The 9585-nt window shown below is 59.0% G+C and carries 14 protein-coding genes and 1 tRNA gene; 9 read left to right on the top strand and 6 right to left on the bottom strand.

The window, feature by feature from the left end; genetic code table 11:
* From H928_RS32590 to H928_RS29115, 5 genes are all read left to right on the top strand, one after another.
* On the top strand, positions 1-233 hold a 233-nt coding region (locus H928_RS32590), incomplete at its 5' end, for a hypothetical protein (protein WP_027011206.1).
* A gap of 323 nt (positions 234-556) precedes the next feature.
* On the top strand, positions 557-940 hold the full coding sequence (locus tag H928_RS0121095; RefSeq protein WP_158400604.1) for a holin: 384 nt from the start codon (positions 557-559) through the stop codon (positions 938-940).
* Positions 937-1569, top strand: coding sequence for a glycoside hydrolase family protein (locus H928_RS0121090; protein WP_021028282.1), 633 nt, complete (start codon positions 937-939; stop codon positions 1567-1569). Before H928_RS0121095 ends, H928_RS0121090 begins: the two co-directional genes overlap by 4 nt.
* On the top strand, positions 1455-1880 hold the full coding sequence (locus H928_RS33735) for a DUF6527 family protein (RefSeq protein ID WP_306729963.1): 426 nt from the start codon (positions 1455-1457) through the stop codon (positions 1878-1880). Before H928_RS0121090 ends, H928_RS33735 begins: the two co-directional genes overlap by 115 nt.
* On the top strand, positions 1877-2416 hold the full coding sequence (locus H928_RS29115) for a hypothetical protein (protein ID WP_148293258.1): 540 nt from the start codon (positions 1877-1879) through the stop codon (positions 2414-2416). The genes H928_RS33735 and H928_RS29115 overlap by 4 nt, the downstream gene beginning before the upstream one ends.
* Before the next feature lie 262 nt (positions 2417-2678).
* Here the strand turns inward: H928_RS29115 and H928_RS34145 are convergent, their stop codons facing one another.
* Positions 2679-3038, bottom strand: a complete 360-nt coding sequence (locus H928_RS34145) for a DUF2493 domain-containing protein (RefSeq protein WP_043341372.1) — start codon at positions 3036-3038, stop codon at positions 2679-2681.
* 44 nt (positions 3039-3082) lie between these two features.
* Entirely contained in the window at positions 3083-3283 is a 201-nt protein-coding gene (locus H928_RS0121070) for a hypothetical protein (protein WP_148293257.1), read from the bottom strand.
* A 47-nt stretch (positions 3284-3330) separates the two neighbouring features.
* Between H928_RS0121070 and H928_RS0121065 the strand changes: the two genes are divergently transcribed.
* Complete coding sequence (locus H928_RS0121065; protein WP_148293256.1) at positions 3331-3825, top strand: hypothetical protein; 495 nt, start codon at positions 3331-3333, stop codon at positions 3823-3825.
* A gap of 42 nt (positions 3826-3867) precedes the next feature.
* Positions 3868-3982 (top strand) — tRNA-Ser (locus tag H928_RS31815).
* 632 nt (positions 3983-4614) lie between these two features.
* Here the strand turns inward: H928_RS31815 and H928_RS29105 are convergent.
* The 3 genes from H928_RS29105 to H928_RS0121050 form a co-directional block, all read right to left on the bottom strand.
* Positions 4615-4938 (bottom strand): helix-hairpin-helix domain-containing protein, encoded by a 324-nt coding sequence (locus H928_RS29105; protein WP_148293255.1) that lies wholly within the window; start codon positions 4936-4938, stop codon positions 4615-4617.
* 310 nt (positions 4939-5248) lie between these two features.
* On the bottom strand, positions 5249-5767 hold the full coding sequence (locus tag H928_RS0121055) for an endonuclease V (RefSeq protein WP_021028275.1): 519 nt from the start codon (positions 5765-5767) through the stop codon (positions 5249-5251).
* A gap of 718 nt (positions 5768-6485) precedes the next feature.
* Positions 6486-6704: a hypothetical protein gene (locus H928_RS0121050; protein ID WP_021028274.1), complete on the bottom strand. Its 219-nt coding sequence runs from the start codon at positions 6702-6704 to the stop codon at positions 6486-6488.
* 392 nt (positions 6705-7096) lie between these two features.
* On the opposite strand from H928_RS0121050, the gene H928_RS0121045 reads away from it, so the two are divergent.
* Positions 7097-7306 (top strand): hypothetical protein, encoded by a 210-nt coding sequence (locus H928_RS0121045; RefSeq protein WP_021028273.1) that lies wholly within the window; start codon positions 7097-7099, stop codon positions 7304-7306.
* A 164-nt stretch (positions 7307-7470) separates the two neighbouring features.
* On the opposite strand, the gene H928_RS0121040 is transcribed toward H928_RS0121045, so the two are convergent.
* Positions 7471-7695: a hypothetical protein gene (locus tag H928_RS0121040; RefSeq protein WP_148293254.1), complete on the bottom strand. Its 225-nt coding sequence runs from the start codon at positions 7693-7695 to the stop codon at positions 7471-7473.
* A 701-nt stretch (positions 7696-8396) separates the two neighbouring features.
* On the opposite strand from H928_RS0121040, the gene H928_RS0121035 reads away from it, so the two are divergent.
* Complete coding sequence (locus tag H928_RS0121035) at positions 8397-9521, top strand: branched-chain amino acid ABC transporter substrate-binding protein (RefSeq protein ID WP_021028271.1); 1125 nt, start codon at positions 8397-8399, stop codon at positions 9519-9521.
* Positions 9522-9585: the final 64 nt, after the last annotated feature.

Genomic DNA, 9585 nt, shown 5'->3' with positions numbered 1-9585 from the left:
TCATGCTCAAGACCAGCCCCAGTGCGCCCGAGGTGCCCATGGCCAGCGCCCGCGTTTGGGCGCTGCGCCTGGCTGATGGCTACAAGGCCTGGGAAGGCTTTTCCGACGCGCTGGGTTACTACCACGCAACCGGTCTGGAAGTTGGAGTGGCCTACCAAGTTACAGCCATTGACCTGGCGGGAGGGCACAAATGCACCGCTGGCGGCCCCGTGATCGCAGTGAAGCCGTCCTAAATCCGTAGATTCTTCCAGCTTATAGGGGGTAGAGGTGGCTGTCTTCGATGGAAAACTCGTCTTTACTGCCCCAGCGGATGGGAGCGGGAAGCTGGTTTTTGGGGAGGAATTCCCCTCAGACTGGATGGTAGTTTCCAGTGTCAAAGTGTGGAATGGCAGCGCGTGGGTTCAACGGAATCTGCGAGTTTTTGATGGGGTGGCTTGGCAGACTGTGAGCCTAAAGATCTGGATCGGGGGCTAGCTCTGCTCTGCAGGCGTCCGCCATCTGATCCTCCCCCGCGTAGGGTTAGACGCAAGAGGCTGGGCCCGGGATCATGCGATCCATGCCCAACCAAATCCACGACTCCACATCTGATGTGGCAACCCCATGGCTGCAAGCGCTGGGCGCAAAGCTCAATGTTTACGCAGCCTGGTTTTTAAGCCTGTTCGGCACAATGACGCTGGACAAGCTGGTTGCTCTGTCTGGTCTGGTGCTGGGTGTGGCCGGCTACCTGATGAACCGGCACTACCGGCGCAAGGAGGACCGCCGCCAGGCGCTACGGGCCAAGCGCGACGACGAGCAGGCCCGACGCCTGCACATCAGTTGGGTGATGGATATGCGCTCCAAGCACTCGGAGTCGTACCTGGTGGCGCAGTTGGGTGAGAACTGGGCAGACTTCATCAAGCTGCCACCCAGCGGCGACACGGATCTGGGGGCACTGTCATGAGCCGCATTCCGAACGCTTTGCGCGCCGGCCTAATGGCCCTGGCCGTGCTGACTGCAGGCGGTGGCGGTTACGTGGCGCTCGAGCGCGAGCAAGCAGCCGCCCATGCCATGGCAGAGCGCAACGAGTACATCCAGGCTGTGGCGGCCGACCCTGGTACTTCCCAGGCGGTCAAGATCGCCATGGTGATGGGGAGCTACTACGAGAGCAGCTACCGCCACATTGGCACGCCCTACGTGGACAAACTGGGCAAGGGCCAGCCGCTGACTGTCTGCAACGGCATCACCGGCCGGGCCGTGGTGGCTGGTCGGTACTACACGCCGGCCGACTGCTACGCGCTCGAGCGCAGCCGCTACCTGGCGGCCGAGCGTACTGCCATGGGCATGTTCCGCCTATGGGCCACCTACACGCCGCTGCAGCAGGCCGTGTTCATCGACTTCATCCATAACAAGGGTGAGGGCGCGCTGTACACCTCGACCATGCTGCGCAAGGCCAATGCTGGGGACGTGATCGGTGCATGCCGCGAGAACCCGCGCTGGAACCGGGGCACGGTCAACGGTGTGTCTGTGGTGCTGCCCGGCCTGCAGGCCCGGGGCGACGCCAATGGCGAGATCTGCGAGGTGGGACGATGAAACCAGTGATGCGAAAAAACGATGAGCTGCTGCGCTTCAAGTGCCCGGGGTGCAAAACCTCGCACGCAGTCCAGCATGGAAGCGACTTCGGGCCCAGCTGGGGCTGGAATGGCTCGCTGGAGAAACCGACGCTTACGCCTTCGGTGCTGGTGACTTACCCGGGCGCGGATGCTGGCCGCGATGGCGCCCCGCCTGCTGTGTGCCATTCCTTTGTGACAGATGGCCGGATCCAGTTCCTGGGCGATTGCACGCATGCGCTGGCTGGCCAGACGGTGGAGCTGCCTGAGTGGCCTGAATGGGTGGCACCATGACCTCGCAGATCAAGCTCATCCTGGCCGCCGTCATCGCTGCGCTGGCCTTCTCCGCTGGCTGGACGGTCAAAGGCTGGCAGGCCAGCAAGACCATCGCCGAGCTGCGCGCCAAGCAGGCCCAGGGCACGGCCGCCCGGGCCGAAGCCGCCCGCACCGATGAAACCCAAACCGCGATCAAGGAGAGCAAGCATGCCCAAGACACGATCTACAACGCCGACAGCCTGGCGGCTTTCTATACCGGCATTGCTGATGTGCAGCGCCGTGAGCTTGCTTATGCTGAGCGGGTGCAGCGCGGCGCCGCAAGTCGAGCCGCCACTTACAACGCGCAAGCCCAGGCCGACGCAGCTGCCCGCAGCGATCTTGCAGATAAAACCGCAGCCCTCGACCGCCAGCTTGCAGAAGGCCTCGGCGTGGTCGCAGAACTCGGAGGTCATCTTAGACGGCGAGACGCCGAAGTAGCCGCGCTGTGCGACCAGGTGAACATCGAGCGCCGGCTGAGCGGTGACGACAGCGACCAGGCCTGCAGCCAGAAATAGAAAGAGCCTCCCCGGCGCCACTACGGCACTGGGGAGGCTCTTTTTTCGTTTACTCTTTTGGCCAAATGCCTTTAGTTTTGAGTGTGAATTCTGGGTAGCGTGGCGAGTTCCAACTGTCAATTTCAATGCCACAAGTACGGCAGTCAAAGCTGTCAGAATCCCTTGTCGGCATATGCCGGTAGACAACTCCATAAACCGCACCGCACTGCCGACATGTTACATCTGCACTAGGCGTTGAGCCCCACGTTGCCATAGTTGCCTCTTAAACACTATTGATGTGCATAACTATAACGCTGGCGTCCCTGCATTGCGCAATCATGTTGTCTGTGCCGCGACCACCAGGAAAGGCTACCAACCCGTCCAGGCCGTAGGCCACCATCTGACCATTGCGGATTGGTCCGGCGCCGCGCCCGTGCGCTTCCCAATTGGCTGGGAATTCTTTGGTTGGAACATTGCGAGACTTCGCCCACTGTCCAGCAAGACGATCCGCTCCAGGGGCGGCGCCATGGACTAATTCGGTGATTGGTCTCTTTGCATGGATACGGTCCAGTGTGTGGAAAGCCAGCTCTTGGTCGCTGAACACTCGGCCACCGCAAACGCAAAGGATAAATCTTGGGTGCATGGCCTGGGCCTCCAAAAGTTCTTTACAGGATCGCTTCGCGACTCTCAAAACGGCACATCAGGGGCGAGGCTGTCGTACAGATCTTGGTCCACCGCGACCGAAACGGTGTGCAGCACCATTGTGCCCAGGATCGGCATGGCCTCTGGACGATCCAGCTTGATGCCGTCCCAGCGCTCATGTTCCTGGGTCTCGGACCAATCATCCCCATCCTTAATGTGCCACCGCCAGTATCTTGATTGAAACATAGACACCTCCAAAAGACTGTATATTTATACAGTAAATGGAGCAAGCAATGGAAGCAGTCAGGAAATTTGAGCCGGAGGATTTGCCGGGCATCTACAGGACCGTGGCGAGCCCTGGAACGCCAACAGATCTTGATGGCAGGTCTAGGGTTGGGGTGGACCTATACGTGCTGCAGCTTCAGTTTTGCGGCGCGTACCTTTGCTCCTCGCTCTTGAGAGGCAGGGCGCCGACCTTTGGGGTGGTGATTTCATCGCAAACACCCTTTAACGGCTACCAGGCAGGGATCTACAAGCGCGGGGATCTGATGAAGCTGGTGAACTATCCGCTCGAGCAAGCGGAGGTTTGGAAGAAGCGAGAGGACGGCACCATGCTGCTGCGCGGGGAGCAATGGGATGAGGGGGAGTTCAGCCGGTGGCCGCAGACTTGGATATGCGGGCGCAACCCATCAGCGGTCACTGCGGCACTTCGTGGGATGTCAGCCTGGCTGGATAGGGAGTACGCGAAGGTGAAGCAGCCTCCCTATGCGAATGATCGACCGAGGTAGTGGGAATCCTGGGAATAAACCATCAAGAGCCGCATGGGTGCTGGGTCATATGGAGGAGAAATATTCCCATAATCGCCCGGCAGGCCGCGCCAGAGCTTGATTGTTTGGCGGACTTTTAATCCGTTGGTCGCGAGTTCGAATCTCGCAGGACCCACCATATAAAATTTAAAGAAATCAAGCCCCTGTGCGAATAGCGCAGGGGCTTTTTTCTTGGCGGCTGATCCGTAATGCTCGGCAGTGTTGCGCAAGGCGTTTGCCGCGTTTGATCAGGCGTGTGACGCGGAAAAAAAAGCCACCGGCTGGGGGGGCTTGAATGCCCGCAGGGTAACGGGCGGGAGGGAGCTGTGCAAAGGGCTGATGTGGCAGCCAGCCCGATGACTTCAGCTGATCCTATGCAAGCGCTTGGGCAGGAGTTTGTCCCGGGTGTGAAGCACCATGTAACTTTTTGAAACTTTGGCAGTTTGCCCGAAGGAGCCCCGTCTCGCCTGTGCATGGGCAAGGTTGCCGTGTTCAATATGGGAAAGTGCGCTAAGCGGAGCCGTGGGCGCTTGGGCGCAGTCAGGAGGGGCAACTGGTACGAGCCCTTGTCCATGAGCATGCCACGCGGAGGGTGGGCGTTGCAGTCCATCGGCGGTATGGAACGGCCGTGATGGCGGTGCAGGGATTTGCAATAGCCAAAGCCATGAATGCGATGGCAAGACAAGGGTGCGGGCTTGTAGATATTGGGTTGGCCGCAAAGCGCCGGTCTGCGCAAGGCCTCCAAGCGCTATCGCCCAAGCGCAGCCTTGGCTATTTGAGGTCGTGCCGCCTCAGGGCATTCTGGGTGCGTCTGAAAAAGGGCAGGGTTCTCGATGGCTGGTCCAGATCGGCCTGCGCAACATAGGCCTGCCGGGGGGGCGCATAGCGCTTGCCAGGAAACAGGCTTTCCTCTATTTTTCTAAAGGTCCTGGGGCCCACGCTGGGCATTTGCAGAAGCTTTTCCGGGTAGCTCTGGGCTACCTGTTCAATGGTGGTAATGCCATTTCTTGCGAGCACTCGCCACAAATGAGGCGGAAGCAAGCCTTGCAAGGTAGTGGCCGCATGGAACGATGGGTGTGCAGTGCTGGTATTCATCTCTCGCCATCCAACAAAGTGGAACTGATACTCAGCAGCCGCCTGCACGCGGAGGTGAAGGGCTGCTGAGTTTGAAGCATAGAGAGAGTGCGTAACAATTGTTATCACTGAAAATAGTGATTTTGTTATTGCCGGCGCAGAAAGACGCAGCACGCCCGGGCTGGGATGGGCACTGCGGACGCAGTGTGGCTGTGCGCACGCTGGAGGCTTTGCGGCGCTTGCCCGCAACGACGGACCGTCCACCACCGGTGCTGCCCAGCCTAAGGCACAAGTCGGCAACCCGCTCAGCAGGGCTTCGGTTTGTCGGTATCTAAGGCTCCAGCCTGGCAGATCGGGAGAGCTGGTCGGTCAGGGTCAGCAGCGATGGGATTCTGTGCGCGCCCGCCATGCTGGCGACCCAGGCACTGGCTACCTGCGGGCTGACGCCGATCGCAGTCACAAACAAGGGACGCTGCGACTGGCCACGGCGCACTTGAACCACATCCGGGCAGGATGCAACCCCATGGAAGGCGGTCTTTGCGACGCCGATGACCGGAGCCGCGCCATCCAGCGCCTGGTAAAGGTGGGCACCCAGGCCGGCACGCTTTTCATCACCCAGCCACACATAGCCGTCGATGACGATGGCCTGGGGCAGTGAGGGTAGCGCTTGCAGAACCCTGAGCAAACAAGGAAGCTCGCGCTTGTAAAAGGCGCCAGGTTCATAGTCGTGTATGGCGTCGATGTGGGCGATGTAGTGGTGCAGCGCGGCTGGCGATGACCAGCCGCTCGCTGTGGCACAGGCCGCTTGCGCTGTTTGGCCCTGGTAGTGGACATCCAAGATGGCAATCATCGAACGAGCTCTTAGGTTGCGCTACGACTATAGCTGATTGCTCGCATGCTTTGGATTGGCTTGAGCGCTGCGGAGCAAGCCCATCCCTTATCCCAGCTCCAGGCGCTGTTTGGCCGTGCTGGTACAAGCGGTGCGAGGGGCAATAGGGCGACGATTGGGCGCTTGATCACTGCGGAAGTTCTGCATACCCTGGCCGCAAAAAAAGGCCACCCGAAGGTGGCCCGAGGCGCTGTAAAAAGCCGTTCCTGATCGCTCAGGCATGTTCATGCAAATATAGAGAGGGAGGGAGGATGGTGCATGAATCCGGCAAAATCATTAGATATATTCTATAGATTGATATAAATCGATTTTGCAAGGGTATTCCCTTGGATTGCAAAAAAAAAGAGCCTGCGTTCAGCAGGCTCTCAAGGAATGACTAGCTAATACTTCGTTCTGGCACCCTCCCTATATCCATAAAATCATAAGCTATACCTATTGCCAGCGGGCCTTTGCAAAATAAACAACTGTCACGGCAAGCGTGTCAGAGTGTGAACTTGCGGCAGCGCAATGGCCGGCCTCACAGACCTTAGACTGCTTTCTCCGCTGAGGCCAGCCATTCCCAGGCCCCTTGGCACATCCATGCCGGTGGAGCTGGCTAGCGAGCCCTCGTGTACCCCTGGATGGGTAACAGCTCCTTGGCCTGGCTTGCGCCACCAGCAAACACGGTACTAGGCAAAAATCAACCCAGCAGCAAGCTGCCTGCGTCGAGGGCAGGCGGTCGCAAAAGATCGTCGTTGACCCCCATGGCCAGGCTTGCGCGCTCGATGGCCTGCCAGAGGTTGGGGGGCATTTGCAGAATTTCTTCGGGGGAGCTGGACTGGTCAATCCAGGCGCTGATCTCGCCATGTTGGTCGTGGGTGAGCAGGTCCAGGCTCAGCATTTCGTCGATGGTTTTCATAAGGCTCAAGCGGTGTGCATGGCGAGATAACCTGAGTCACTCGCCCGTCGCAATCAAAAGGGGAATCCGGGCGGCGCGGAGAAAGGGCTAGGCCTGCTGCGAGTGCCAAGGAGGTGCTGCGGACGCAGGCTGGTATCCATGTGCTTGCGTGTCCGGGCTGCGGTTGCGTTGCGCTTGGGTGACCATGGAATCCTCCTTGAGCTATGCCCCACTGTAACCGGTTCCGGCTTGCGTGCAGGCGCATTGGCTGCCATGCAACACAATCGGAGGCAGCGGCGTCTGGGAACGCTGGCGCCAGGCGCGATACAGACCCTGCGCTAGCGCAGGGCGATGCCCATGAACAGGTGGCATTTCGCCCGACAATAGCGGCTGTAGAAAGACAAGGAAAAGCTGTGAGCCCTTCCCAAGAACATGCTGCGTTGATGGCCAGCTACCAAAAGCTGGTGGCCGAGGTGAACCAGAAAACGGCCCTGGTGCGTGTCGCATCGCTCAAAGGGCCTCAAGCCATGCGTGCTGCGATGGCGACTGCTGCAAAGGCTGAACGCCGGCGCGATGTGCTGGCCTCCAAGCTGGCAGCGCTCGGGGTCGTAGTGGGTGACTGACGCCAAACTGGCGCGTGCAGCCAAAAATCTGCCCGTGCCGGCAATGAAGGCGGTGCTGCAGCAAAAGCGCATAGGCGCTTGCCTTGGCGCAGCGATGCGCAAGAGCGGCATGAGCCAGGCGCAGCAGACCGGCACTTGCGGCCAGCGCGCAATGCCCGCAGCGCTCAGGCTGGCGTGCGAAACGCCCGGTTGGGGTAGAGAATATCCGTGAGCACATGGTGTCCACGGGTCTGCAGCAGGTAGGTGCCTGGCCCGCCGTCAGCAATGGCCTGCTCCAGCAGTTGCAGGAATTGCTGGCGATGGTGGGCGTCATCGGGCAGCCAGGCAGAGGCGGCCACGGCGTTGTCCGCGCCGCTGCCTTTGGAATTGATCAACCTAATCTCTTTCATGTTGAACAATTCTCCATACGTGATTGACATTGTGCAAGCAGTTTTTGCTTGAGTTAGCAATGGTTAAAGAATCTCCGAATGAGAACATTCACATGCTGTCAGGTTGTGACAGCCCCATAAGCCCCTGTGTATTCAGCGTTTTTTGCGTTTTCTTGGTTTTTGATCAGCTTTCTGGGCAGTGATGATGGTGGTGGATTTTGATTGCGGATGTAACAATAAAATCTGTGGGCTGAACCCGCTATGCCGATCTTGGCTGGGCCTCAATGTGTTTGGGCAGCGCTGAATGCGCGCGCGGCAGGATTTTTCGCGCACAATGCTGCCTCTCGCAATGGCGTGCTTGTATTCTGGGCTTTGTGATGGCCGCTAGGCTGTTGGCAAGGGGGCAAGCACGCGGCGGATGCCGGGGTGCGCAGGGTTCCATCTGATGGATGCAAAAAATGCATCTAAAAGGAGAAGGGCTCAACCACTGCTTGCGGTGGCTTTAGAGGCATTTGCACACATTTGGTGCAAAGATGCCGATGGATGCCTCGCATAGGTGCAAAGGTCACTGTCTGCTAGCACATACGTGACATATTTGGCAATCCTTGGCATCCCTCTTGTGAGAGTTGGTTAGACCTATATGCTGTCTCCGCATCGCACTTGATAGTTGCTCTATTGGCAATGATTGCGATCCATAGCTTGATTAAAAAAAGGATTCCGATATGAAGGTACCGTTTCGCCTCAACTCGATGGTGGTTGCATTTGGTTTGGCCGGCAGCATGCTGGCTGGCGCCGCCCAGGCTCAAAATATCAAGATTGGCGTGGTGATTCCTGCGACGGGTCCGCTGACCCAGTACGGCGACATGGTCAAGGAGGGTGTGGATACGGCGCTGGAGCAGATCAATGCCGCTGGCGGCATCAACGGCAACAAGCTCGAAGCGGTGATCGTTGACGACGCCTGCGAACCCAAGCAAGGCCCAGTGGCTGCCAACCGCGTGGTCAACGCCAAGATCCATTACGTGGTCGGCCCCGTGTGCTCGGGCGCTGCCATTGCTGCAGCTCCGATCTACAACAACGAAGGTGTGGTGGTCGTGACCCCATCGGCCACGTCGCCCGCACTGACCGAAGGCAAGAACTTTAGCTCGATCTTCCGCACCATTGGCCGTGACGACCAGCAAGGTCCTTTCGCTGCCAAGTTCATTGCCCAGAACGTCAAGCCCAAGAAGGTTGCCGTGCTGCATGACAAGCAATCCTACGGCCAGGGCATTGCCACGGCCGTGCGTGACACGCTCAAGGCCGACGGCGTGAACGTCGCGCTGTTCGAGGGTATCAACGCCGGTGACAGCGATTACTCGGCCGTGATCACCAAGCTGAAAAGCGCTGGCGTGGACTTTGTCTACTACGGTGGCTACCACCCAGAGATGGGCCTGCTGCTGCGCCAGTCGGCCGAGCAAGGCCTGAAGGTCCGCATCATGGGCCCTGAAGGCGTGGGCAATCCTGAAATCAACGCCATCGCCGGCCCTGCCGTGGAAGGCATGCTGGTGACCTTGCCTGCGGACTTCGCTTCCAACCCCAAGAACGCCGCCATCGTGAAGGCCTTCAAGGACAAGAAGCGCGATCCTTCCGGCTCGTTCCAGATGGGTTCGTACACCGCCGTGCAAGTCATTGCTGACTCGATCAAGGCCGTGGGCAATGATGGCGCCAAGGTGGCCAAGCACCTGCATACCGCAACCTTCGAAACCCCACTGGGCAAGCTCGCCTGGGATGCCAAGGGTGACCTGAAGTCCTACGACTTCCAGGTGTTCAGCTGGCACAAGGACGGCAGCAAGTCGCCTGCAACCAAGTAAGTGTTTGGCAAAAGCATGGCTCTAAAACATAGAGCCATGCTTTTTTATTTTGGCGGCCACAAGC

Source organism: Comamonas sp. B-9 (genome assembly GCF_000410635.1).
GTDB lineage: Bacteria > Pseudomonadota > Gammaproteobacteria > Burkholderiales > Burkholderiaceae_C > Comamonas.
The sequence above is the reverse complement of the archived record's forward strand: the minus strand, read 5'-3'. Positions and strand labels throughout refer to the sequence as shown.

Excerpts from the sequence above, each read along its gene's own strand:
- H928_RS0121095 (WP_158400604.1), top strand. The coding sequence starts at position 557 with ATGCCCAACCAAATCCACGACTCCACATCTGATGTGGCAACCCCATGG.
- H928_RS0121090 (WP_021028282.1), top strand. The coding sequence starts at position 937 with ATGAGCCGCATTCCGAACGCTTTGCGCGCCGGCCTAATGGCCCTGGCC.
- H928_RS33735 (WP_306729963.1), top strand. The coding sequence starts at position 1,455 with ATGCCGCGAGAACCCGCGCTGGAACCGGGGCACGGTCAACGGTGTGTC.
- H928_RS29115 (WP_148293258.1), top strand. The coding sequence starts at position 1,877 with ATGACCTCGCAGATCAAGCTCATCCTGGCCGCCGTCATCGCTGCGCTG.
- H928_RS34145 (WP_043341372.1), bottom strand. The coding sequence starts at position 3,038 with ATGCACCCAAGATTTATCCTTTGCGTTTGCGGTGGCCGAGTGTTCAGC.
- H928_RS0121070 (WP_148293257.1), bottom strand. The coding sequence starts at position 3,283 with ATGTTTCAATCAAGATACTGGCGGTGGCACATTAAGGATGGGGATGAT.
- H928_RS0121065 (WP_148293256.1), top strand. The coding sequence starts at position 3,331 with ATGGAAGCAGTCAGGAAATTTGAGCCGGAGGATTTGCCGGGCATCTAC.
- H928_RS29105 (WP_148293255.1), bottom strand. The coding sequence starts at position 4,938 with ATGAATACCAGCACTGCACACCCATCGTTCCATGCGGCCACTACCTTG.
- H928_RS0121055 (WP_021028275.1), bottom strand. The coding sequence starts at position 5,767 with ATGATTGCCATCTTGGATGTCCACTACCAGGGCCAAACAGCGCAAGCG.
- H928_RS0121050 (WP_021028274.1), bottom strand. The coding sequence starts at position 6,704 with ATGAAAACCATCGACGAAATGCTGAGCCTGGACCTGCTCACCCACGAC.
- H928_RS0121040 (WP_148293254.1), bottom strand. The coding sequence starts at position 7,695 with ATGAAAGAGATTAGGTTGATCAATTCCAAAGGCAGCGGCGCGGACAAC.
- H928_RS0121035 (WP_021028271.1), top strand. The coding sequence starts at position 8,397 with ATGAAGGTACCGTTTCGCCTCAACTCGATGGTGGTTGCATTTGGTTTG.